General features: G+C 63.0%; 21 protein-coding genes. 13 read left to right on the forward strand and 8 right to left on the reverse strand.

Annotated features, from left to right (window positions below):
* Window positions 1-8: 8 nt before the first annotated feature.
* A complete protein-coding gene (modB, locus tag AC6R19_RS20220) occupies window positions 9-704 on the forward strand; it encodes a molybdate ABC transporter permease subunit (protein WP_500581681.1) in 696 nt (231 codons plus the stop codon).
* A complete protein-coding gene (gene modC / locus AC6R19_RS20225; RefSeq protein ID WP_500581682.1) occupies window positions 704-1,807 on the forward strand; it encodes a molybdenum ABC transporter ATP-binding protein in 1,104 nt (367 codons plus the stop codon). The genes modB and modC overlap by 1 nt, the downstream gene beginning before the upstream one ends.
* A gap of 372 nt (window positions 1,808-2,179) precedes the next feature.
* Here the strand turns inward: modC and AC6R19_RS20230 are convergent, their stop codons facing one another.
* The 3 genes from AC6R19_RS20230 to AC6R19_RS20240 form a co-directional block, all read right to left on the reverse strand.
* The gene (locus AC6R19_RS20230) at window positions 2,180-2,983 is read right to left on the reverse strand and encodes a TOBE domain-containing protein (RefSeq protein ID WP_500581683.1); all 804 of its coding nucleotides are present in this window, start codon (window positions 2,981-2,983) and stop codon (window positions 2,180-2,182) included.
* 16 nt (window positions 2,984-2,999) lie between these two features.
* On the reverse strand, window positions 3,000-3,815 hold the full coding sequence (gene xthA / locus AC6R19_RS20235; protein ID WP_500581684.1) for an exodeoxyribonuclease III: 816 nt from the start codon (window positions 3,813-3,815) through the stop codon (window positions 3,000-3,002).
* Window positions 3,816-3,979: 164 nt separating this feature from the next.
* Window positions 3,980-6,088, reverse strand: coding sequence for a carboxy terminal-processing peptidase (locus AC6R19_RS20240; RefSeq protein WP_500581685.1), 2,109 nt, complete (start codon window positions 6,086-6,088; stop codon window positions 3,980-3,982).
* A gap of 499 nt (window positions 6,089-6,587) precedes the next feature.
* Here AC6R19_RS20240 and AC6R19_RS20245 point away from each other — a divergent pair, with 499 nt between their 5' ends.
* The 3 genes from AC6R19_RS20245 to msrQ all read left to right on the forward strand — a co-directional run bounded on the left by AC6R19_RS20245 (window position 6,588) and on the right by msrQ (window position 8,671).
* On the forward strand, window positions 6,588-6,836 hold the full coding sequence (locus tag AC6R19_RS20245; protein ID WP_500581686.1) for a M23 family metallopeptidase: 249 nt from the start codon (window positions 6,588-6,590) through the stop codon (window positions 6,834-6,836).
* Between the two features lie 186 nt (window positions 6,837-7,022).
* Window positions 7,023-8,027: a protein-methionine-sulfoxide reductase catalytic subunit MsrP gene (gene msrP, locus AC6R19_RS20250; protein ID WP_500581687.1), complete on the forward strand. Its 1,005-nt coding sequence runs from the start codon at window positions 7,023-7,025 to the stop codon at window positions 8,025-8,027.
* Window positions 8,027-8,671, forward strand: a complete 645-nt coding sequence (gene msrQ / locus AC6R19_RS20255) for a protein-methionine-sulfoxide reductase heme-binding subunit MsrQ (protein WP_500581688.1) — start codon at window positions 8,027-8,029, stop codon at window positions 8,669-8,671. The genes msrP and msrQ overlap by 1 nt, the downstream gene beginning before the upstream one ends.
* 99 nt (window positions 8,672-8,770) lie before the next feature.
* Here msrQ and AC6R19_RS20260 read toward each other — a convergent pair whose 3' ends face one another.
* The 5 genes from AC6R19_RS20260 to AC6R19_RS20280 all read right to left on the reverse strand — a co-directional run bounded on the left by AC6R19_RS20260 (window position 8,771) and on the right by AC6R19_RS20280 (window position 15,947).
* Complete coding sequence (locus AC6R19_RS20260; RefSeq protein ID WP_500581689.1) at window positions 8,771-11,914, reverse strand: efflux RND transporter permease subunit; 3,144 nt, start codon at window positions 11,912-11,914, stop codon at window positions 8,771-8,773.
* Window positions 11,915-11,924: 10 nt separating this feature from the next.
* Entirely contained in the window at window positions 11,925-13,067 is a 1,143-nt protein-coding gene (locus AC6R19_RS20265; RefSeq protein WP_500581690.1) for an efflux RND transporter periplasmic adaptor subunit, read from the reverse strand.
* A gap of 132 nt (window positions 13,068-13,199) precedes the next feature.
* Window positions 13,200-13,556, reverse strand: a complete 357-nt coding sequence (locus AC6R19_RS20270) for a hypothetical protein (RefSeq protein ID WP_500581691.1) — start codon at window positions 13,554-13,556, stop codon at window positions 13,200-13,202.
* Window positions 13,557-13,851: 295 nt separating this feature from the next.
* Window positions 13,852-15,234: a sensor histidine kinase gene (locus tag AC6R19_RS20275; protein ID WP_500581692.1), complete on the reverse strand. Its 1,383-nt coding sequence runs from the start codon at window positions 15,232-15,234 to the stop codon at window positions 13,852-13,854.
* Window positions 15,231-15,947 (reverse strand): response regulator, encoded by a 717-nt coding sequence (locus tag AC6R19_RS20280; protein WP_500581693.1) that lies wholly within the window; start codon window positions 15,945-15,947, stop codon window positions 15,231-15,233. The genes AC6R19_RS20275 and AC6R19_RS20280 overlap by 4 nt, the downstream gene beginning before the upstream one ends.
* Before the next feature lie 268 nt (window positions 15,948-16,215).
* Here AC6R19_RS20280 and AC6R19_RS20285 point away from each other — a divergent pair, with 268 nt between their 5' ends.
* Genes AC6R19_RS20285 through AC6R19_RS20320 form a run of 8 tightly spaced genes read left to right on the forward strand, consistent with a single transcriptional unit; the run spans window position 16,216 to window position 22,307 of the window.
* Entirely contained in the window at window positions 16,216-16,665 is a 450-nt protein-coding gene (locus AC6R19_RS20285) for a Rap1a/Tai family immunity protein (RefSeq protein ID WP_500581694.1), read from the forward strand.
* A gap of 46 nt (window positions 16,666-16,711) precedes the next feature.
* On the forward strand, window positions 16,712-17,197 hold the full coding sequence (locus AC6R19_RS20290; protein ID WP_500581695.1) for a Na+/H+ antiporter subunit E: 486 nt from the start codon (window positions 16,712-16,714) through the stop codon (window positions 17,195-17,197).
* Window positions 17,191-17,481: an MrpF/PhaF family protein gene (locus tag AC6R19_RS20295; RefSeq protein ID WP_500581696.1), complete on the forward strand. Its 291-nt coding sequence runs from the start codon at window positions 17,191-17,193 to the stop codon at window positions 17,479-17,481. The genes AC6R19_RS20290 and AC6R19_RS20295 overlap by 7 nt, the downstream gene beginning before the upstream one ends.
* Window positions 17,474-17,842 carry a monovalent cation/H(+) antiporter subunit G gene (gene mnhG, locus AC6R19_RS20300; protein WP_500581697.1) on the forward strand — a complete coding sequence of 123 codons (369 nt, stop codon included), beginning with the start codon at window positions 17,474-17,476 and terminating at the stop codon, window positions 17,840-17,842. Before AC6R19_RS20295 ends, mnhG begins: the two co-directional genes overlap by 8 nt.
* Window positions 17,843-17,862: 20 nt before the next feature.
* Window positions 17,863-18,897: a DUF4040 domain-containing protein gene (locus AC6R19_RS20305; RefSeq protein WP_500581698.1), complete on the forward strand. Its 1,035-nt coding sequence runs from the start codon at window positions 17,863-17,865 to the stop codon at window positions 18,895-18,897.
* Between the two features lies 1 nt (window position 18,898).
* Window positions 18,899-19,366 carry a cation:proton antiporter subunit C gene (locus AC6R19_RS20310; protein WP_500581699.1) on the forward strand — a complete coding sequence of 156 codons (468 nt, stop codon included), beginning with the start codon at window positions 18,899-18,901 and terminating at the stop codon, window positions 19,364-19,366.
* A complete protein-coding gene (locus AC6R19_RS20315) occupies window positions 19,366-20,841 on the forward strand; it encodes a monovalent cation/H+ antiporter subunit D family protein (RefSeq protein ID WP_500581710.1) in 1,476 nt (491 codons plus the stop codon). Before AC6R19_RS20310 ends, AC6R19_RS20315 begins: the two co-directional genes overlap by 1 nt.
* Window positions 20,838-22,307, forward strand: a complete 1,470-nt coding sequence (locus AC6R19_RS20320) for a proton-conducting transporter transmembrane domain-containing protein (protein WP_500581700.1) — start codon at window positions 20,838-20,840, stop codon at window positions 22,305-22,307. The genes AC6R19_RS20315 and AC6R19_RS20320 overlap by 4 nt, the downstream gene beginning before the upstream one ends.
* The last annotated feature ends 61 nt before the right edge of the window (window positions 22,308-22,368 follow it).

The following is a 22,368-nucleotide window of genomic DNA, read 5'->3' on the forward strand; positions in this document are numbered from 1 at the left end:
TTTTCAGTATGGGATTTTCACACGCGGACTGGGTGGCCATCTGGCTGACCCTTCGGCTGGCAGCCATAGTCACACTCCTGCTACTGGTGATAGGCACGCCCATCGCCTGGTGGCTGGCCAGGACCCGCTCGCGCTGGAAGGGGCCGATAGGTGCAGTGGTGGCGCTGCCGCTGGTGCTGCCGCCCACGGTACTGGGTTTTTACCTGTTGCTGGCCATGGGGCCGAACGGGCCGGTGGGGCAACTCACCCAGGCCCTGGGATTGGGCACGCTGCCATTTACTTTCTGGGGACTGGTGGTCGCCTCGCTGTTCTATTCCATGCCCTTTGTGGTGCAGCCGATCCAGAACGCGATTGAGGCGCAGGGAGAACGCCCGCTGGAAGTGGCCGCGACCCTGCGTGCCGGGCCCTGGGACCGCTTTTTTACCGTGGTGCTGCCCCTGGCAAAACCGGGTTTTATCAGCGCGGCCATTCTCGGCTTTGCCCACACCGTCGGCGAGTTCGGGGTAATACTGATGATCGGCGGCAACATTCCCGGCGAGACCCGCGTGGTGTCAGTGCATATCTACGATCGAGTCGAGGCCTTGGAATATGCGCAGGTCCACTGGCTGGCAGGCGCCATGCTGCTCTTTTCCTTTGTCGTTCTGCTGGGGCTCTATATGTTCCAGCACAGACAGTCCCGGACCGGCCTGAGGTACTGGGTCTGATGCCGGGCAGTATCCAGATCCGATTTCACGTTGCCTTTCTATCGTCCGCTCCGTCAGCGGGCGAGCGGCCCTTCTGCCTGGATGTGGACGCGACTTTACCCGGGCGCGGGATCACCGCGATCTTCGGCCACTCGGGTTCCGGCAAGACCACGCTGCTGCGTTGTATCGCCGGGCTGCAAAGAAATGAGAGGGCCCGGCTGGTCGTCAACGACGATACCTGGCAGGACGAAAAATGGTTTCTCCCGCCCCACAGGCGGCCCCTGGGCTATGTGTTCCAGGAAGCCAGCCTTTTCCCGCACCTGAGCGCCCGCGGCAACCTGGATTACGCGGTCAGGCGCGCCGGTGGCGGATGCCCACCGGAATTGGTCCAGCGGGTGATTTCCCTGATGGGGGTCGGCCCGATACTGGAGCGCTATCCCGAGCAGATGTCCGGCGGGGAGCGACGGAGAGTGGCCATAGCGCGTGCGCTGTTGATTCGCCCGCGGCTGTTGCTGATGGATGAACCCCTGGCGTCCCTGGACGCGGCGCGCAAACAGGAAATCCTGCCCTACCTGGAGCGGCTGCGCTCCGAGTTCGATATTCCGATCCTGTACGTCAGCCACTCGATCGACGAAGTGGCACGGCTGGCGGATCACTTGCTGGTGCTGGATAATGGCAGGGTGGCGGCGCAGGGAGAGTTGTCCGAGGTGTTGTCACGGCTGGACCTGCCGTTGCGTCTCGGGGAGGAAACCGGTGTAGTCCTGCAGGGCAGAGTGCTGGAGCGGGATGAGAAATGGCACTTGGTGCGCATAGGTTTCGCCGGCGGCGAAATCTGGCTCCGCGACGGCGGTGACTCGCCGGGGCAGCAGATCCGCGTGCGCATCCTGGCCCGGGACGTGAGCCTCGCGCTGGAATCCCACGATGACACCAGCATTCTCAACCGGCTGCCGGCCGAGGTCAGCGAAATAGCCCCCGACAGCGACGATGCGATGGCGCTGGTGCGGCTGAAGTGCGGGGCGAGCCATATCATTGCACGGCTGACGCGCAGATCGGTCGATCACCTGCGGATTGTGCCGGGCAAGAAAGTCTGGGCGCAGATCAAATCCGTGGCGATCGTTAAATAACTCAAGTTTCGGAGTTCACAGGTGTTGCCAGGCCGGAAGGGAAGAGCCTTCGAGCGGCCCTGCTGCCGGTGGCCACCTGGCAAAAAACCTCATCGGTAAATATTTGCCAGGTGGCCACCGGCAGCAGAGCCTCGCACTGTGCCGCCCGCAGTCTTCCTGCCCTCGATGTGAACTCCGAAACTTGAGTTAAATAACAGGGACCGGAAGCGTAGGTTGGGCTGAGTCTTGCGAAGCCCAACGGGTGCCGCAGCAGTTTGTTGGGGTTCGCAAGGCTCACCCCAACCTACGCCATAAGGGACGTAGGTTGGGTGGGCATCACGAAAATCGCAGGGTGCGCCGTGCGCACCAAAAAACACCGAAGTTCGCCCCCGCTTATTCGGCCATCAGTATCACGCTGGACGCCTTGAAAAAGGCACAGGCGCTGTCGCCTTCCTTCAGCCCCAGGTTCTCGACACTGTCATTGGTGATAATCGCGGAGATGCTCTTGCCCCCGCCCAGGTCGAGGGTGATATCGCTGTTCACCGCACCGGTGGTGATGCGTGAGACAGCGCCGAGCAGTTTGTTGCGCGCGCTGGTCTGCAGTTCCGTGTCCCTGCTCAGCAGCACCCAGGAGGCCTTGACCAGGGCTATGGCGCTTGCGCCGACTTTCAGGCCCAGGGCCTGCAGGCTGTCGTTGGTGATAATGGCGGCCAGGCTCTGGTCGGCGCCGATGCGCAGCTCCACTTCCGCGTTGACCGAGCCGGTCGTTACCTTGATGATCTCGCCGCGAAACTGGTTGCGCGCGCTGGTTTTCACCGATTCGCTCCTGATGAAGTTGGCGATGTCGCCGATGGAGTGCAGCCTGGCGCCCAGGCGTTGGAGAAAGTTCTCGTGCTCTTCCTGCAGGGCCAGGAAACCGCGGATGATTTCCCGGCCCAGGTCCGTGACCGCGGTGCCGCCGCCCCTGGCTCCGCCGGCGGTGCGGACCACCAGCGGTTGCTCGGACATATTGTTCATCGCGTCCACCCGGTCCCAGGCGGTCTTGTAGCTGATGCCGACTTCCTTCGCCGCGGCGGAAATGGAGCCGCAGGCCTCGATGGCCTGCAGCAGCTGTATCTGCGCGGCGGTGAAGGCGTAGCGGTCCCCGCTCAGCAGGAAAAGGTTGCCCTGCAGGCTGGCCGGCTTTGCCTTGCCCACGGCTGATCACTCGCGGCTAGATGTCGAACTCGGCCCACACGGGCGCGTGGTCCGAGGGGCGCTCCATGGAGCGGATATCGTAGTCCACGCCTGTGGATACGCATTTTTCTGCCAGCGGTTCGGTGGCCAGGATCAGGTCGATGCGCAGGCCGCGCTTGGGTTCACGCTCGAAGCCGCGGCTGCGGTAGTCGAACCAGCTGAAGATGTCGTTGCAATCCGGGTTCTGCGTGCGGAAGGTGTCCACCAGGCCCCAGTCCTGGATCTTCTGCAGCCACTCGCGCTCCTCGGGCAGGAAGCTGCACTTGCCGTCGCGCAGCCAGCGCTTGCGGTTTTGTTCGCCGATACCGATATCCAGGTCGGTGGGAGAGATGTTCATGTCGCCGATCACCAGTACCGGCGCCTCGGGTTTGCAGGTGGTCTGCAGGTAGTCGTCCAGGTCGGCGTAGTATTTGCGTTTGTTCGGAAACTTGACCGGGTGCTCGCGGTTCTCGCCCTGGGGAAAATAGCCGTTGATCACCGTCAGCGGCTCCTCGCCGCCGATATCGAATTTGCCCATGATCATGCGCCGCTGGGCATTGTCATCCTCTTTCGGGAAACCGTATTCGCGGTCGACAAAAGGGTAGCGGGAGAGCAGGGCGACGCCGTAGTGGGTTTTCTGGCCGAAGAAGATGACCTCATAGCCCAGGTCGCGCACCACGTCTACCGGAAAGTCCTCGTCGGTGCACTTGGTTTCCTGCAGGCCGATGATGTCCGGGGACCGGGATTCGACCAGGGCCTCCAGCTGGTGCAGGCGCGCGCGGATGCTGTTGACGTTAAAGGATACGACTTTCATTTATTGTGTTCTCCCCCTGAAAAATAAAAAGGCCGGGCGCACCCAACCTGAAAAATTCTGGCGACCTGGGGCCGCGGTCGTAGTTAAAGACTTTTGTAGGGCGGATAAGCCTCAAGCGAGTCCACCCTATGATCTTCCCGAGTCCCGAGTCCCGCGGTCCCGCCCTATTCGAAATTCGCCACCTGCGGCGGCGACTTGGCGATCTTGTCGTAGAGGCCGATAAAGTCCGCCATGATATAGCCGGCCTCGTTGAGGATGGGATCTTTTGTCAGGTCGATCTCCACCGGGCCGCCTACGGTTGCGACTTCCTCCGACTCGCTCTCCTCGTAGGCCTCGAAGCTCTCGTAGGGTTCCAGGCCCTTGGCGGTGCGGCGGCGGTTTTCCATGGTCAGCAGGCGCTGGTTCAGGGCCTTGCGCTCGTCTTCGCGGGCCTCCTCGTTCAGGGAGACGAACTTCTGGTCCGCGCGCTCGCTTTCATACTGGAACTGCTCTCGCAGGAAGATGAAGTCCGGATCCGCCGCAGTGCGCTGGTTGTGCTTGCTGATCAGCGGCGGCAGCAGTTCCTTCAGGTTGAAGTACTTGGCGTGGGGTACTGCGTGGATGCGATCCCAGGGCAGGGCGGTGTCGTAGGCGCTCTCGCCGACCTGCTCGGCATCGATCAGCGCCGGCATCGGAATATCTGGCGTCACGCCGGCGTGCTGGGTGCTGTCGCCGGATACACGGTAGAACTTGGACTGGGTGATCTTCAGCTGGCCCTCTTTCAGCGGAGCCATGGTCTGTACGGTGCCCTTGCCGAAGGACTGGTTACCCACCACCAGGCCGCGGTTGTAGTCCTGGATGGCGCCGGCAAAGATCTCCGACGCGGACGCGGACAGGCGGTTGATCAGCACCATCAGTGGACCGCGGTACATGGCGCGGGAGCGGGAGCGGTTGTGGCGCGAGATCTGCTCGTTGGCGTGGCGGATCTGCACCACCGGTCCCTGGTCGATAAACAGGTCGGTGAGCATGGTGGCTTCCTGCAGGGAGCCTCCACCGTTGTTGCGCAGGTCCAGGATGATGCCGTCGACCTTTTCCTCTTTCAGTTCGGCGAGCAGTTTGGCCACGTCGCGGGTGGTGCTCTTGTAGTTCGGGTCGCGGCGGCGATAGGCCTCGAAGTCGATATAGAAGGTCGGCAGGTTGATCACGCCGATCTTGTAGGTCTTCTCACCATCGGAGAATTCGAAGGTGGCCTTCTTGGCCGCCTGGTCCTCCAGCTTGACCTTGCTGCGCTGGATCAGGATGGTCTTGTGGCTGCCGTCGCCGCCGGTGGGGATGGTCTCCAGGCGCACGTAGGTACCGGCCGGGCCGCGGATCAGGTCCACCACGTCGTCCAGGCGCCAGCCGACCACGTCGACCATGTCGCCCGTCTTGTCCTGGCCCACGGCGACTATCTTGTCGTTGGGCTTGATCTTGCCGGTGCGGTCGGCGGGGCCGCCCGCCACCAGGCGCGCCACCTTGGTGTACTCGTCCTCTACCTGGAGCACTGCGCCTATGCCCTCGAGGGACAGGGACATGCTCATATTGAAATTTTCCAGTGAGCGCGGCGACAGGTAGTTGCTGTGCGGGTCGTACAGGCGGGTCAGTGAATTCATGTACAGCTCGAACACATCGTCGCTGCTCTGCTGCTGGACGCGCTTCAGCTGGCCCTTGTAGCGGCGCACCAGCAGATCGCGGATCTCATCGTCTTCCTTGCCGGTCAGGCGCAGGTTCAGCACGCTGCTCTTCAGGCGCTTGCGCCACAGCTCGTCGGCGGCGCTGATGGAGGCGGGCCACTCGCTCTCCTCGCGATCCAGCTCCAAAGCCTCGTCGCGGTTGAAATCGAACGCTGGCAGGCCCTTGTCCATCTGCGAGAGGATATTGTTCAGGCGATCGGTCACCCGCAGGCGGTAGCGGTTGTAGATATCGAAGCCGGCCTTCACCTGGCCGGCGCGCAGCTCGTCATCCAGCTTGGCGCGCCACTGGCGGAACTCGTTGATATCCGAGGCGAGAAAATAGCTCTTGGTGGGATCCAGGGCCTCGATATATTCGTCCCAGAGCTCCTCGGACATATCGTCGCCGATCTTCAGCTTGTTGTAGTGCAGCATCTCCAGCTTGCCGACGATCTCGCGCGCGGTACTGCCCTGGTCCTCTTCGGGCTGCAGGACATTCGCCTCGGCCAGGGTGGCCGGAGAGAGCAGGGTCAGGGTGAGGAGCAAGAAGCCGGAAAACAGGGCGGCGATCCGATTGGTAAGCATAGGGGGTCTCTTTATACGTCCTACTTCATAGGAAGCCGATGTCCCGGAGGCGCCGGCGACCTATAGCTTAGGACAAGTATAAAGGCTGAAAGCTCCAAAAGGCATGAATTGCCTCTAATCCGAGGCAAATGGTGCCGTCAAAAGCCGGATTCCGAGAAGAAGTTGCACTGAGAGGGGCAGATTGACCCCTATGTACTCATAAAACCGGCACCGAACTCCCTCCTGGCGACGCAAGTTGGATATTTGTTGTTCAATTCGACCTGTTGACTGCCCGGTCATTTGAGCGGAATACCACTGTGCCATAGTTGATTCGGGGCGGTCAAATCCTGTCCGCCGACCAGCCGTTCCTTCCATCGGGGGGGCATTTTGCCAGTTTCGGTCGACCTGTTGATTCCAGGGGCCGGTATCCAGAAACCGGACGCAGGGCCTCCACCGGCGCGACTGGACTGACTTACGGACAGAAAGTGCTGACGGTGGCCGATGGCCTGGTGGTCACGGGATGTACAGGTTTTCCAACCAGAAACCCTTTGTACTGCCCACAGACACTGGCGTCATCACCCTCGAGGAGATAGACGGCAACAACGTGATCATCGCCCTGGGCAACGGCCAGTACGCCTTCTACACCCACCTGCAGCCCGCTTCGATCAAGGTAAAAGAGGGGGAAAAGGTGAAGACGGGACAGCTGCTCGGGCTGGTGGGCAACACCGGCATTACGGGCGCGCCGCGCGCGAAGTGCTCGCCGCACTAAGCTAGGGTTCTGTTCCATTCTGTTTGGAACCAAGGCGTAGGTTGGGGTGAGTGCAACGAACCCCAACATAAGGCGCCGGCAGTCATGTTGGAGTCCAACCTGGGCTTTTTGCGGTGCCTGATGTAATTTCTGCTCCTCTACGCCGACTAACGTTTGAGCTGTCGGACAAGGTCGAGGAGTCATTCCATGTTAATAAGCAAAAAGCCGGGAGATCTTTCGGAGAGCCACGTCACCTCCGAGTCCAGCTACCGGAATCGCCGCACCTTCCTGAAAACCCTGGGGATCGGCGGCATGGCGATGGCCACATCCGCCCACGCGGGATTGTTCGATCTGCTGTCACCCGATAGTGACGAACGGCGGGAGGTCGTGCGCAAGCCGCTGCAGTTTGCGCGGGACAAGCCCACCCCCTCCCTGACCCTGACTCCGGAAGCCAAGGTCACCAGCCACAACAACTTCTACGAATTCGGCACCGGCAAGACGGACCCGGCGCGCCACAGCCAGTCGCTGAAGCTGGAGCCCTGGACGCTGACTGTCGAGGGGGAGGTCGCCAGACCCGGCAAAGTCGATGTGTGGCAGCTGATGGCGGATTCACAGCTCGAGGAGCGCATCTACCGGATGCGCTGCGTCGAGGCCTGGTCCATGGTGATTCCCTGGGTCGGTTTCGAGCTGGGTGCATTCCTCAAGCGCTTCGAGCCCACGAGTAGGGCGAAGTACGTCGCCTTCGAGACGCTCTACGATCCCGGGCAGATGCCGGGACAGAAGAACCGCTACGTCGGCGGCGGTATCGATTACCCCTATGTGGAGGGACTACGCATCGACGAGGCGATGCATCCGCTGACGATTCTGGCGGTCGGCCTCTACGGCAAGACACTGCCAACCCAGAACGGCGCTCCTATCCGACTGGTGGTGCCGTGGAAATACGGTTTCAAGGGCATAAAGTCGATCGTCAGAATACGCCTGCTGGAAAAGATGCCGCCCACCACCTGGAACCTGTTGGCTTCGAATGAGTACGGCTTCTACGCCAATGTGAATCCGGCCGTGGATCATCCCCGCTGGTCCCAGGCTACCGAGCGATTTATCGGCGCGGGCGGACCGCTGTCGGTCAAGCGCCAGGAAACACTGCCGTTCAACGGCTACGGCGATCAGGTCGCGTCCCTTTATTCCGGTATGGATCTGAAGAAGTATTTCTGATGGCGACGATCGAACAGACTTCGAAACCCCGGTCGCTGCAATGGCGCAAAGCCACTGCAGTGACTTTGCAGATACTGGTGCACCTGGGCGCGGTGGCGCCGCTGCTGTGGCTCTATTTCGCGATCAACCAGGGGCTGTTCGGCGGCGACCCAATAAAGGAGTTGATCCATTTTCTCGGCCTGGGCGCGCTGCGACTGTTGATGCTGACACTGCTGGTATCCCCGCTGGCCAGCGGCCTGTCTTTCGGGCAGCTGAACAGACTGCGCCGCCCACTGGGACTCTGGTGTTTTACCTGGGCGTTTTTACATTTTTTTTCCTGGCTGGCCCTGGAACTGGCTTTTGACTGGTCCCTGATCGGCAGCGAGCTGGTGGAGCGCACCTATATCCTGGTGGGCTTTTCGGCCTGGCTGTTGCTGCTGGCTCTGGCCGTTACCTCGATTCCCAGACTGATGAAACTGATGGGGCGCAACTGGAAAAAGCTGCACGGCCTTGTCTATCCGATCTTGCTGCTGGCCTGCTGGCATTTCTGGTGGTCGCTGAAAAGCGGTTGGATAGAGCCAGCTGTCTATCTCTCGGCGGCGCTGGTCCTGCTTTTCGCGAGGCGGGATAAAGTGACCAAGTGGTTGCGCAGCTTCGCGCCTTGAATCCCCGCCTGGTAGGAGCGGCCGGTGGCCGCGATCGATCTTTCAGTATATCCCGGACATCAATCGCGGCCACCGGCCGCTCCTACAAGAGGGGCGAAGTTATCCACGCAGCAGTTTTCTGCGCGAAAAGCGCTCGTAGAGCAGCGGCAGCACAAACAGAGTCAGGAAAGTCGCGGTCACCAGTCCGCCGACAATGACCGTCGCCAGCGGTCTCTGTATCTCCGCACCGGCCCCGGTGGACAGCAGCATCGGGATCAGTCCCAGCGCCGAGGTGATCGCGGTCATCAGCACCGGGCGCAGCCGGGACACGGCGCCGTCGAAGACCGCCTCTTGCACATTCGCGCCGCCGGCTATGCGCCGGTTGATACTCTCCACCATCACCACGCCGTTTAATACTGCGACGCCGAACAGGGTGATAAAGCCCACCGAGCCGGGCACGGAAAGATATTGCCCGGAAAGCCATAGGGAAAGGATACCGCCGATCACCGCCAGGGGCACATTCACCAGTATCAGCAACGCCTGGCCGACGGAGTTGAAGGCGAAGTAGAGCAGCAGGGCGATCAGTGCCAGTGACAGTGGCACCACCAGTGCGAGTCTTTGCTGCGCGCGCTGCTGGTTCTCGAACTGGCCACTGATGGTCACCGAATAGCCCGCCGGCAGATCCACCCGATCGGCGATGGCCGCGCGGATATCCGCCACCACACTGCCCATATCCCGGCCCTGCACATTGGCCTGCACCACCAGGCGGCGCTGAACATCGTCTCGGCGCACCTGGGGCGGGCCGGATTCGATGCGCACCTCCGCCACATCGCCCAGGCGCACCCAGGCACCGGACGGCGACTGCAGGCGCAGTTCGGCGATGGCCTCGCGATCGTCGCGGAAGCGCTCGGCCAGGCGCACATAGATATCGTAGCGCTCGTTGCCGTTGATGATCTGCCCGGCGCCGACGCCGCCGAGGCCGTCGCGCACCAACCCCATCAGGTCGCCCACCGACAAACCGTAGCGGGACAATTGACGGCGGTCGGGTTTGATCACAAGCTGCGCCTCGCCGGCAATCTGTTCCAGAGCCACGTCGCGAGTACTGGCGACACTCTTGACCGCGACTTCGATGGCGCGGCCCTTTTTGGCGAGTGTCTCCAGGTCCGGGCCGAACAGTTTGATCGCCAGTTGCGCCTTGACGCCGGACAGCAGTTCGTCGACCCGGGTCGCGATCGGTTGGGAGAAATTGAGCAGCAGCCCCGGGTGCGTCTGCAGCTTTTCCTCCATCAGCCGCTGCAGGTCCCCGCGGCTGCGGGCGCTCACCCATTCCGATACCGGCTTCAGTCCGATATAGATCTCTATATTGTTGACCGGCTCGGGATCCCCGCCGATTTCCGCGCGGCCGATGCGCGACAGCGCATAGTCCACCTCGGGGAATTCCAGCAGCATCGCCTCCAACTTCGGCGCCACCTCCAGCGCGGTATCCAGGCTGGCCGACGGTGCCAGGGTCACGCGCAGGTTGATGGTGCCTTCTTCCAACTCCGGCACAAACTCGGTGCCGAGGTGCGGCAGCAACAGCAGTGCAGCCAGAAGCAGTATCCCGGCCGCGAACATCACGACTCCGCTGTTGCCCAGCGACCAGGCCAGGCCGCGGCGATAGAGACGCTTCAGCGGCAGCAGCAGCGGGCTCTGCCGCGGTGTAATGCCGCGGCGGAACATATAGCTGGCCAGCGCCGGTACGATCACCAGGGCGACGAGTATCGCGGCGACTATCGCCAGCATGATGCTGATCGCCATCGGCTGGAACAGTTTGGCTTCCACCCCTTCAAAGCTGAACAGTGGCAGGAACACCACCAGGATAATGGCCGCGGCAAAGAAAATCGGCCGCGCCACCTCACGACCCGCTTGTCGTAGGCGCAGGGTCATGCCCTCGCGGCCGGCACTCTCCTCCGCGCTCTCATCCGAAGAGAGGTGCCGGTAGATGTTTTCCACCATCACCACCGAACCGTCCACCAGCATGCCGATGGCCACGGCGAGGCCGCCGAGGGACATGAGGTTGGCGGACATCCCGGACAGTGCCATCACCAGCAGGGCGACCCCGATGGCAATGGGAATGGAGATCAGTACCAGCAGGGTGGCGCGGAGGTTCATCAGGAACAGCGCCAGCACCGCGACGATAAACACAAACGCCAGCAGCAGTGCTTTCGTTACCGTGTGCACCGCCCGGGTGATCAGGTCCGCCTGATCGTAAAAGACCTCGAAGCGCACGCCCTCCGGCAGTGCCTGCCGGATCAGTGCGACCCGTTCATTGATGCCGTCGATGGTGGCCTTGGTATTGGCTCCCATGCGCTTGAGCACTATGCCGGACACCACCTCTCCCAGGTGCTGGATATTTCCCTCATCGTCCCGGCGGCTGGTGGTAACGGCGCCCTGGCGGATCTCGCTGCCAAGTTCCACCCGCGCGACTTCGGCCAGGGTCACCACAGTGCCGTCGACGCTTTTCAGCGGCACCTGGCGGATTTCCTCCAGGCCCTGTTCGCCGTGGTCCAGCCAGCCGGTGCCGCGGATCACCAATTGCTCCTGGCCACGGTTCATGTACCAGCCGCCCACACTGGTGTTGTTGGCCTCGAGGGCGGTGATCACATCCCCCTGGCTCAGTTGGTAGGCGAGCAGCCGCGACGGGTCCAGGTTCACCTGATACTGGCGTACCTCGCCGCCGAAGGAGAGCACATCGGTGACGCCGTCCACCGGCATCAGCAGCAGTTTTACCACCCAGTCATTGAGACTGCGCAGCTGCATTGGGCTGTAGCCGGAGCCTTCGTCGGCGACCAGCAGGTACTGGTACACCTGGCCGAGCCCGGAAGTGTTCGGCCCCATCTCCGGTGTGCCCAGGCCCGCGGGAATCAGTTCCCGCGCCGCCTGCAGCCGCTCGAACACCAACTGGCGGGCGAAATAGGTATCCGTGTCCTCGCGAAATACCACGGTGACGCCGGACAGGCCCGTCTTGGAAATGGAGCGCACTTCCTCCACATCCGGCAGCGCGTACATCACCGCCTCGATGGGGTAGGTGATCAGCTGTTCCACCTCCTCGGCGGCGAGGCCCGGCGCCTCGGTATTGACGGCCACCTGTACATTGGTGACATCGGGAAACGCATCCAGGTTGAGACGCGGCACAATAAAAAATGCGGACGCGACCAGCGTCAGCAGGGCCGTCACCACCAGCGGGCGGTTGGCGACTGCCCAATCCACGATACGATTGAACATTGTCTGCCCCCTAGTGGTTGTGTGGATCGAAGCCGCCCTTGGCGATTTGCGAGGCAACGAAGAAAGCCCCCTCAACAACCACTCTGGTGCCCTCGGGCAGGCCGCTGACCTGGCGCCAGCGGCCGAAAGCGCGACCGACCTCAATCTCCACCGCTTCGAACCGGTTGGGTTGTTGTTCGACGAACAGTATCCAGTCGCCGTCGTCACCGCGCACCAGCGCCGCCTCCGGTACCGCCACCACCGGCTGCGGGGTTTTCAGCAGAAAGTGGACGTCGGCAAACATGCCGGGGTGCAGGCGGTGGGATCTGTTGTCGACCAGCAGCCGCACGATCCGGGTGCGGGTCTGCGGATCTATCGCGTGTGCCTCGTGGGTGATTTCTGCCGGAAACTCTTCGTCGCCGATGCCGATCAGTGCCGGTGAACCGGCCGGCAGAGCCAACCTGCTGTCCGCGGGCAGCCGCGCCTCCACCCAGAGTTCGCTCTCGCTGACCAGCTCCAGGAGTTTGTCGCCGGCACTGACCGCCTGGCCCTGGTGAAAGTTGTCCGCGAGGACCACGCCGCCGGTGGCCGCGAAAAGCGTGTATTCCCCGGCCTTCTGCAACCGGCCGGCGGCCGCGTCCTCGATCGCGGTCTCCGACAGGCCCAGGGCCTGGAGCTTGCCGCGGGCGCTGCGGTAGCCGCTTTCCGCCAGCACATAGCTTTTTTCACCAGTGAATTCGCGCCCCAGTTTCCACACCCGCTGCCACTCGTCGGCGCTCCTGTGCAGAGCCTGCTGCGCATCGGCGACTGTCTCGCTGCTGAGGGTGACCAGCGGCTGTCCCTTCTGCACATGCTGGCCAAGCACGGCGTGGCGCTTCACCACGACGGAATTGACCCGCGGTGACAACAGGTAGCTGCGGTAGCCGTTGGCGGCGACCTCGCCGGGCGCGTAATGGCGGTACTCGACGATGCGCGCGACCAGTGGCTCGACGCGGATATCCGCCAGCGCAATCTGCCCTGCGTCCAGGGTTATCCGTTCCGCACCCTGTTCTCTATCGGCCTGGTGGCCGCCGCCTTCGACGTGGCTTTCATTGGGCGCTTGCGGATTCCTGTCCGCGGGATTACAGCCGGCGACGGCCAGCAGCAGGGAAAAAATGATGAGTCGGTAATGCATGAATTTCAGCTCTAAAACGTTGGCCGGCAGCCACGGCGACAGGTTGCCGTTGTCGTCGGGCTCCGAGTGTCGAAAATCCGGGCGCGCGCAAATGCGCGAAAGCGCCGCGGGGATCAGAAAGTCAGGCCTGAATCAGGCGATTGGGGGCTGCAGGTCGGGTGGGCTGTTGAGGGACAGGAAATTCAGGGAGTAGCGGGAGAGGCTGTGCCGCTGATCGGGTAGGGCGACAGTGGCGGCGGGAGCGAGGGCAAAAAACTGTGCCGGGCTGTGGCAGTGGCAGCAGTGGTGGCAGTCCTGGGCCAGGAATTTTTCACCCCGGTGGTGATCTCCGGCGGTATCCACGTGGTCGGCGGCATCGCTGTGATGCGCCGGCACATGGGTGGCGATGTTCTGCAGTTCCTGGTGACTGTCATAGAAGGCCGCCACCGACTGGGAAACCAGCAGTGCGACCAGCAGGTAGCAAAGGCGCGCAACTCTTGATGACAGCATTGTGATGACAGTTTGGTAATAGTGGAGGAGGGCACCGGGTTACATTCGGAAAGTCCCAAGACTCTAGCAAAGGTCGGCGGCGCTGACAAAAACGGAACTGCAAGTTTTTGTAAAAGGCAACCAGTCAGTCGCCTCTCGGGGCTCGAACAGTGTGTAGGTTGGGGTGAGCTTTGCGACAAATGTGCCGGGAGCAAATTTGGACGCAAGAGGCGCCCGAAGGGCGAGCGCCACGGATGGCGCGAGTCAACCCCAACATGCCCCGGCGCCCGTTGGGCTTCGCTGTGCTCAGCCCAACCTACTCAACCCCCTCGGGGTGACAACCGGATCCGTGACGGGGCAGCTGGATGGTCGCACGGAGTCCTCCGCCCTCGAGGTTTTCGAGCAACAGCTCGCCGCCGTGGGCCCGGACGATATTGCCGGCGATGGAAAGGCCCAGGCCGACGCCGCCGGTGCGGCTGTTGCGCGACTTCTCCAGCCGGTAGAAGGGACGCAGTACCGCCGACAGTTCGCCGGCGGGAATTCCCTGCCCGCTGTCGCTCACGGCGATATGAATACTGTCCGGCAGCCCCCTCAGTGTCACCCTCGCCTCGCCACCGTATTTGATCGCATTGTCGATCAGGTTTTGCAGGCCGCGGCGCAATGCCGCGGGGCGCAAGTCGAGGGTAAAGTCGCCTTCGGCGGTGTCGCAGTGCACCGGGTAACCCTCTTCGCGGAGGTCGTCACAGAGGCTCTCCACCATGGCGCGCAGGTCGGTCCGGCGCGGGGGTTCGCCGGGTTCCACGCCGCGGACGAAGTCGATCACCGACTGGGTCATCAGTTTCATGTCTGCCACCACGCGCAACATGCCGTCACGCTCCTGTCGGTCCTGTAACAGCTCGGCGCGCAGTTGCAGGCGGGTGACCGCGGTGCGCAGGTCGTGGGAGACGGCGGCGAGCATTTCCGTCTGGCCATGCACCAGCCGCGCGAGGCGTCCCTGCATGCGGTTGAACGCCCGCGCCGCCGAGGCGACTTCGGCGGGACCGTCTTCCGGCAGCGACGGCGCATCGATATTGGTACCGATGCTGTCGGCTGCCCGGGCCAGCTTGCCGAGCGGCGCCACCGTCTTGCGGATCAGGTAACCGGCCAGCAGCAGGGCCACCAGGCTGGAAAACAGCAGGTAGACCACCACCGCGTCGTGAATCAGGGATTCCCCCTCCGGCAGTATCGCGTGAAAGACGGCGCGCTCGTCGTCGGGAAAGCTGACCGAGACCAGGACATCGAAACCGTGCAGCGGCTCGCGCCGGGCCAGCAGGGGCGAGGGTTTCAGGCGGCGCAGGCAGACGCGGGCGTCGAATCCGGGCACGTCGGCGAAGGCGGTGTCGAGGGATTCTTCCAGGCGCTCGGAGAAGTCATTGTCCCGGCAGCGCTCGTCGTCGAGATTGCCGGGTTCGGGAAACATGGTCAGGAATTGGGTTTCCGCTGCGGTGAGAATGCGCCGGCGGTCCCGCTCGGGGAAGCTGCGGGCCAACTCGACCACGCCGATAATGCGGGCCGCGAGATCGGTGGCCTCGGTCAGCAGTATGGTCTTGTCCCGGTTGATCTCGTAGATCGCCAGGCTGACGGTGTGCGACAACAGAAACGCGCAAAACAGCACCAGTATCGTGCGCGATCGGATGGTGCGCGGCAGCCGGATTTTCACTCTGTCTCGACCGGGTAGGTAAAGATATAGCCGGTGCCCCAGGCGGTCTTGATGATCTCCGGTTTCTTGGCGTCGTCGCCGAGTTTGCGCCGCAGGCGGCTGATGTGGGAATCGATACTGCGGTCGAACGGAAAGCTGTCCCGGCCCTTGGTCAGGTCCAGAAGCCGATCGCGGGACAGGGGCACCTGCGGGTTCTGCACGAAGGCGAGCAGCAATTCCGTCTCGCTGGTGGAGAGGGGAATCGCAGTGGAATCCGCGTCCAACAGCTCCATCTGCGCCGGATGGAAGCGCCAGCCGGCGAAGCGGTAGTGGCCGCGCCGGCGGCCGGCGGCGGGCTGTCGCGCGCGGCGCAATACGGCCTTGATACGCGCGAGCAGCTCGCGGCCACTGAACGGCTTGACGATATAGTCATCCGCACCCAGCTCCAGCCCGACGACCCTGTCTATCTCGTCGTCCTTGGCGGTGATCATGATCACCGGCGGCATCTCCGTATCGCTGTGCAGCTGGCGGCAGAGGTCGAAGCCGTCCCGCCCCGGCAGCATCACGTCGAGCAGTATCAGGTCCACGGGCTTTTGTCCGAGCAGCGCGAACATCTCCTCGCCGTCTCCCGCCGCTTCGACCACATAACCTTCTCCGGTCAGAAGCTTCGAGAGCAGGGCTCGGATATCGCAGTCGTCGTCGACGACCAGTACGCAGGCCTTGGGTGCCGCCATCGGAGTCACTTCAGTTGGCAATTGTTGCAAAAGGTGCGGCGGGGGCCTGAGCGGCCGGCACGGCACCGCGGCGTGTGAAGTCACGACTTTAGCAAAGGCGCCGGACAGGGCCAAGTTGCGGGACTCGCGGAGGAGGGCGGCGAGTGCCGGAAAATGAGTTCGACAAACTTTGCCACACTTTTTCACCGTCCTGACAATGTTCGGCACATTAAAAGTGCCAAAGTAATCCGGCTGCCGAAAATAACGTTGCACGAACAGCAGGCGAACTATGGCGAGAATAAAGCGACTATTGATCCGCATTGGCGCGCCCCTCGCGCTGGCGATCGGCCAGCCGCTGGCGGCGATGGAACCACTGAGTGGCGAGGAGCTGGTATCGGCCTGCGACGCCCACCAGAAGGGACTGGATCAGGCTGCCGCGTCCACCTGTCGGGCGTTTATCCAGGGGTATCTGTCGGCGACCGACGAGGTAGTGGCCGAAGAGGACCGGCCGACCGGATTCGTCGCCCGCGCCATCCGCACCCGCGCCAGCCGGTTGTCCGACGACGCCGAGCGGCGTCTCAACAGCCGCTACTGCCTGCCCGAGGGCGAGCGCCTGGAAGACCTGATCGCCAAGGTCGCCGCCCAGCCACGGGAGCTGCCCGCCGGTGCCGACGCCGCCGGCGTGATGCAGCGGGTCTTCGAAGCCCACTACCTGTGTGATTCGGCACTGAGGAGCTGATGGCGCAGCGGTGCCGATTAATCGGTTGAGTTCGCGCGAGTTTACCATGCGTTACACCATTTCCCTGTTTGCGGTGCTGGCCTTTATCTGGCTTGCCAACTCCGGCCACTACTCGCCGCTCCTGCTCACCTTTGGTTTGCTGTCGGTGGTTTTCGCCCTGCTCGTGGCGCGCCGGATGAAGATCGTCGATGGCCAATCCCAGCCCCTGCACCTGCTGCTGGTGCTGCCCGGCTACTACTGGTGGCTGTTCCGGAAAATCCTGCGCAGTAATTTCGAGGTGGCCGCCTGTGTCTGGCGGGGCAGGGGATCGCTCAATCCCGCCAGCGCGCGGATTGCGACTTCGTTGCGCAGCGATCTCGCCCGGGTGCTCTACGCCAACTCCATTACCCTGACGCCGGGCACGGTGGCGGTCGATATCGGGGGCGGGGAAATACTGGTGCACGCCCTGAATGCGGAATCGCTCGACGATCTGCGCGGCGGCGAAATGGAAAAACGGGTCGGGGTACTGGAGGCGCTGGAAAAATCATGCTGACGGCAACCGCAATCGCGCTGCTGGTGGTGATGGCACTGGCGCTGGCGCGGGCCCTGCTGGGCCCGACGATGTACGACCGCATTCTGGCGGTCAACGTATTCGGCACCAAGACGGTGCTGCTGATCGCGGTGATCTGCTTCACGCTCGGCAAGCCGGAGTTCCTCGATATCGCACTGGTATACGCGCTGATCAACTTTGTCAGCGTGATCGGTGTACTGCGCTATTTCGAATTCCGCTCCCGCAATGGCGGCGAGACAGGCAGGGCGGGAGCAGCGCATGATTGAAACGGTTTTTTCCCTACTCAGCGCGCTGGCGCTGGCATCGGGCTGTTTCTTTATGCTGTCCGGTGCAGTGGGGTTACTGCGTTTCCCGGACTTCTACACGCGCATGCACGCCGCGGGTGTCACCGACACCCTGGCCACCTTCCTGATCATCGGCGGATTGATGCTGATCGCCGGCTGGAGCCTGGCGCTGTTCAAGCTGGGCCTGATACTGCTGTTTATTTTCTTCACCAGTCCCACCGCGAGTCACGCCCTGGCCAAGGCGGCGCAGCACGGTGAGCTGCGGTTGGCGGAGCGCCGCGAAGCGGAAACGGAGCCCGCCGCCGAACCGGAAATCGCAGCGAAGGCGGATACCGCCGTCTGACAGTCAGGGGGAATTCGATCGTGGAACTGATACTGGATATCGCACTGCTCGCCCTGCTGCTGGCGACCGCCGCGGCCATCGCCTGGACCAGGGACCTGTTTGCGGCCGCCATGCTGGCCGGCATCTATGGCCTGCTGTCCGCCAGCTTTTTCATGACCATGGGCGCGGTGGACGTGGCCTTCACCGAGGCCGCGGTCGGTGCCGGCATATCGCCGCTGCTGATACTGCTGACCCTGGCCCTGTGCGGCCGCCGCCAGCGCGCCAATCCCACCCGCGCGGTGGCGGCGCTGCTGCTGGTGGCCTCCGTCGGCGCGCTGCTGGTCGCGGCGACACTGGATATGCCGGCCTTCGGCGCCGCTGACGCGCCGGCGCATCTGCACGTGGCGCCGCGCTATATCGGCGAATCGCTGGCGGAGATCGGCATTCCCAATGTCGTCACTTCGGTACTGGCGAGCTATCGCGCCTTTGACACCCTCGGCGAGGTGGTGGTGATCTTCACCGCCGGCCTCGGCGTGCTGGCGCTGCTGGGCGGCGGCCGCGGGGAGAGTCCGGCCACCGCTCCTGTTGCTTCTGCCGCGGATAGGCAGCCGCAGCACCTGGTGCTGCGGGTGATCGCGAAGATACTGATAGCCCCAATCCTGACCTACGCCCTCTACGTGCAGTTTCACGGTGAGTACGGGCCGGGCGGCGGCTTCCAGGCCGGGGTGATCTTTGCGGTGGGTTTCATTCTCTACGGACTGGTATTCGGGCTGGATGCGGTGCGTCGGGTGGCTTCGAGCGGCCTGGTACAAGTGCTCGCCGCGACGGGTGTGCTGATCTACGGCAGTGTCGGCCTGCTGGGGCTGGTCACCGGGCGGAATTTTCTCGATTACAGCGGCCTGGCCGGGGACCCGGTCAGCGGACAGCATATCGGCATCATCGCCATAGAACTCGGTGTCGGCATCACCGTGGCCGCGGTGATGCTGCTGGTGTTTTATCTCTTCTCCGCGCAGCTGCAGCACCGGCGGCGGGGCGTTGCAGCGGCGGAGGCGTTTGTCGCAGGGAGGGCCGGTTAAGGTGTTGTTGGCATCACTTTACAATTACTGGGTGGTCATAGCGTTGATGATGATCGGCCTGTATATGGTCATCGCCCAGGGCAACCTGATCAAGAAAGTCATCGGCCTGAATATCTTCCAGACCTCGGTGTTTATTTTCTATATCAGCGTCGGCAAGGTGAACGGCGGCGCCGCGCCGATTCTGGCGGAGGGGGAGAGCCTCTATTCGAATCCGCTGCCCCATGTGCTGATCCTCACCGCGATCGTGGTGGGCATCGCCACCACCGCGCTGGCGCTGGCGCTGGTGATCCGCATCAAGCGGGCCTATGGCTCGGTGGAGGAGCGGGATATCCAAGAACTCGGGACTCGGGACTCGGGACTCGGGACTCGGAAAACAACGCCAGAGCGGGAATTACGGCGTGTTCCGCAAACTTCCCCCGGTAGAAGCGGCGCTCGGAGCCCTCTTGCGGGCAATCGGAGGCGAGAGTGATGCTGGCGCATCTGCCGATACTGCAGGTGATACTGCCGCTGGTGGCGGCGCCTTCCTGCCTGATGATTCGCCGGTCCAGCCTGGCGTGGCTGTTTACATTGGCGGTGAGTGTCGCGGCACTGGCGGTCAGCGCCCTGCTGTTGCAGCAGGTGCATGCCGCGGGACCGATCAGCTACCGGCTCGGCGGCTGGGATGCGCCCTGGGGCATCGAGTACCGCATCGACCTGCTGAACGCCTGGGTGCTGTTTATCGTCACCGCCCTCGGCAGCGCGGTGCTGGCCGCGGCCCGCACCAGTGTGGCGAAGGAGCTGGGCGAAAACCGGCAGGCCCTTTTCTACACCCTGTACCTGCTGTGTTTTGCCGGCCTGCTCGGCATAGTCGCCACCGGCGATGTGTTCAATGTATTCGTGTTCCTGGAAATCTCCTCGCTCTCCACCTACGCGCTGATTGCACTGGGGCGGGACAGGCGCGCCCTATGGGCGTCCTTCCAGTACCTGATCATGGGTACCACAGGGGCGACCTTTATCCTGATCGGTATCGGTTTCCTCTACACCATGACCGGCACCCTGAATATGGCGGACCTGGCCGCGCGCCTGTCGGCGGTCTCCGAATCGACGACGGTGCTCGCGGCCTTTGCCTTTATCGTTGTCGGCGTCTGCCTGAAGCTGGCGCTCTTCCCGCTGCACCTGTGGCTGCCGAATGCCTACAGTTACGCGCCGTCGATCGTCACCGCATTTCTCGCCGCGACGGCCACCAAGGTGGCTCTGTACCTGCTGCTGCGTTTTACGGTGACGGTATTCGGCCTGGATTTCGCACTGTCGAGCCTGCCGCTGGAGACGCTGTTTATCGGCCTGGGGCTGGCGGGTGTGTTCGCGGCCTCGGTGGTGGCCATCTACCAGGTGGATATCAAGCGCATGTTCGCCTATTCGAGCGTGGCGCAGATCGGCTATATGGCGATCGGTATCGGCATAGGCACCGCGGCCGCGCTGCAGGCGACGCTTCTGCATTTGTTCAACCACGCGCTGATGAAGGGCGGTCTCTTCCTGGCCCTGGCGGGGCTGGTGTACCGGGTCGGCGGCTGTCGTATCGAGTATTTCCGCGGACTGGGCCGCAGCATGCCCTGGACCATGGCCGCCATCGTCATCGGCGGCGTCAGCCTGATCGGTGTACCGCTGACCGTCGGCTTCGTCAGCAAGTGGTACCTGATCGCCGCCGCCATCGAGCGGGAGTTCTGGTGGCTGGCGCTGCTGGTGGTGCTGGGGTCGCTGTTGGCGGCGGCCTACATCTGGCGGCTGGTGGAAGCGGGCTACCTCCAGTCGGGTGAGTTCCCGCCTGAGCGCAGGGAGGCGCCCTTGGGTCTGCTGCTACCCACCTGGCTGCTGATCGGCGCCAACCTGTATTTCGGCATCGACACCCGCCTGCCGGTGGAAATTACCGCGGCGGCTTCCCGCTTCCTGCTCGGAGGTGTGCAGTGAACGATTCAACCCTGCTGCAACTGGCGCTGCTGATTCCGCTGCTGGCGCTGGTGGGCATTCAGTTGACCGGGCGCTGGGTAAATCTGCGCGAGGCTGTTTCACTGGTCTCCGCGGCGGCGCTGTTTGCCGTGGTGCTTTCACTCTACCAGCCGGTGCTGGGTGGGCGGGAAATTTCGGCTTACTGGCTCGACCTTCTGCCGGGCTTGGCGCTCGCGTTTCGCATCGAACCGTTCGGCCTGCTGTTCGCGCTGGTGGCCAGTTTCCTGTGGATGGTGACCACACTCTATGCAATCGGCTATATGCGTGGCCACGGCGAGGAAAACCAGACGCGTTTCTTCAGCCTGTTCGCGTTGTCGATCGTCGCGGTGATGGGCATCGCCTTTGCGGAAAACCTGTTTACGCTCTTCGTCTTCTACGAGGTCCTGACACTCTGCACCTACCCACTGGTAACCCACGCCGGCACCGACAAGGCGCGACAGGGGGGCAGGGTCTACCTGGGTGTGCTGCTCGGCACTTCGGTCGGGTTTTTCCTGCTGGCGATCGTCGCCACCTGGGTGCTGGCCGGCACCCTGGATTTCAAAGCCGGCGGCATCTTCGCTCCGGATACCGATCCGTTACTGCTGTCGATCCTGCTGGTGCTGTTTGTATTCGGCGTCGGCAAGGCGGCCATAATGCCGTTCCACCGCTGGCTGCCGGCAGCGATGGTGGCGCCGACGCCGGTGAGCGCGCTACTGCACGCAGTGGCCGTGGTCAAGGCCGGCGTCTTCGTATTGCTGAAGGTCTGTCTGCTGATTTTCGGCCTGGATACCCTGAAAAGCATACCCGCCACCGAATGGCTGCTTTACCTGGCCGGCGCGTCGATACTGCTCGCATCCATCGTCGCCCTCAGGCAGCAGAACCTGAAGAAGCGCCTCGCCTATTCTACCGTCAGCCAGCTCGGCTATATCACCCTGGGCGCGCTATTGGCGACCAGCGCCGGCATGACCGGCAGCGCGCTGCATATCGTGATGCACGCCTTTGGCAAGATCACCTTGTTTTTCTGCGCGGGTGCGATCCTGGTGGCTGCGCACAAGACCGAAGTGGGCGAGCTGCGCGGCATCGGCCGGCAGATGCCGGTCACCATGACCGCCTTCCTGGTGGCCAGCCTGTGCATTATCGGTATTCCGCCCACCGGCGGCACCTGGAGCAAGTGGTATCTGATGCTCGGCACTTTGGAGGCGCAGCAGTGGCTGCTGATGGCGCTGCTGATGGCGAGTTCGCTGCTGAGCATCGCCTACCTGCTGCCGATTCCGTTGCGGGCTTTTTTCGGTGGTGAAAAGCCGCTGGAAGAGAGCACTGGGGAATCCTCGGTTATCAGGGAAGCACCGCTGCCGTCGGTGATTGCGCTTACGGTGACCGCGGCGGGCTGTGTCTACCTGTTGCTGTTTCCCGATACTTTCTACCGTTTGATTGTGGCTGGAATCTGACTTGATTTTGCGTTGCAGGAGCCTGCTTGCAGGCGAATGGCCACTGGGCTTCGTTACGGCA

This window comes from Microbulbifer sp. SE14 (genome assembly GCF_059834885.1).

Bases quoted from the DNA above. Each gene is read 5' to 3' on its own strand.
- AC6R19_RS20265 (WP_500581690.1), bottom strand. From the start codon at position 13,067: ATGCATTACCGACTCATCATTTTTTCCCTGCTGCTGGCCGTCGCCGGC.
- AC6R19_RS20260 (WP_500581689.1), bottom strand. From the start codon at position 11,914: ATGTTCAATCGTATCGTGGATTGGGCAGTCGCCAACCGCCCGCTGGTG.
- AC6R19_RS20280 (WP_500581693.1), bottom strand. From the start codon at position 15,947: ATGGCGGCACCCAAGGCCTGCGTACTGGTCGTCGACGACGACTGCGAT.
- msrP (WP_500581687.1), top strand. From the start codon at position 7,023: ATGTTAATAAGCAAAAAGCCGGGAGATCTTTCGGAGAGCCACGTCACC.
- msrQ (WP_500581688.1), top strand. From the start codon at position 8,027: ATGGCGACGATCGAACAGACTTCGAAACCCCGGTCGCTGCAATGGCGC.
- mnhG (WP_500581697.1), top strand. From the start codon at position 17,474: ATGATTGAAACGGTTTTTTCCCTACTCAGCGCGCTGGCGCTGGCATCG.
- AC6R19_RS20240 (WP_500581685.1), bottom strand. From the start codon at position 6,088: ATGCTTACCAATCGGATCGCCGCCCTGTTTTCCGGCTTCTTGCTCCTC.
- AC6R19_RS20315 (WP_500581710.1), top strand. From the start codon at position 19,366: ATGCTGGCGCATCTGCCGATACTGCAGGTGATACTGCCGCTGGTGGCG.
- modB (WP_500581681.1), top strand. From the start codon at position 9: ATGGGATTTTCACACGCGGACTGGGTGGCCATCTGGCTGACCCTTCGG.
- AC6R19_RS20285 (WP_500581694.1), top strand. From the start codon at position 16,216: ATGGCGAGAATAAAGCGACTATTGATCCGCATTGGCGCGCCCCTCGCG.
- xthA (WP_500581684.1), bottom strand. From the start codon at position 3,815: ATGAAAGTCGTATCCTTTAACGTCAACAGCATCCGCGCGCGCCTGCAC.
- AC6R19_RS20270 (WP_500581691.1), bottom strand. From the start codon at position 13,556: ATGCTGTCATCAAGAGTTGCGCGCCTTTGCTACCTGCTGGTCGCACTG.
- AC6R19_RS20290 (WP_500581695.1), top strand. From the start codon at position 16,712: ATGCGTTACACCATTTCCCTGTTTGCGGTGCTGGCCTTTATCTGGCTT.
- modC (WP_500581682.1), top strand. From the start codon at position 704: ATGCCGGGCAGTATCCAGATCCGATTTCACGTTGCCTTTCTATCGTCC.
- AC6R19_RS20295 (WP_500581696.1), top strand. From the start codon at position 17,191: ATGCTGACGGCAACCGCAATCGCGCTGCTGGTGGTGATGGCACTGGCG.
- AC6R19_RS20245 (WP_500581686.1), top strand. From the start codon at position 6,588: ATGTACAGGTTTTCCAACCAGAAACCCTTTGTACTGCCCACAGACACT.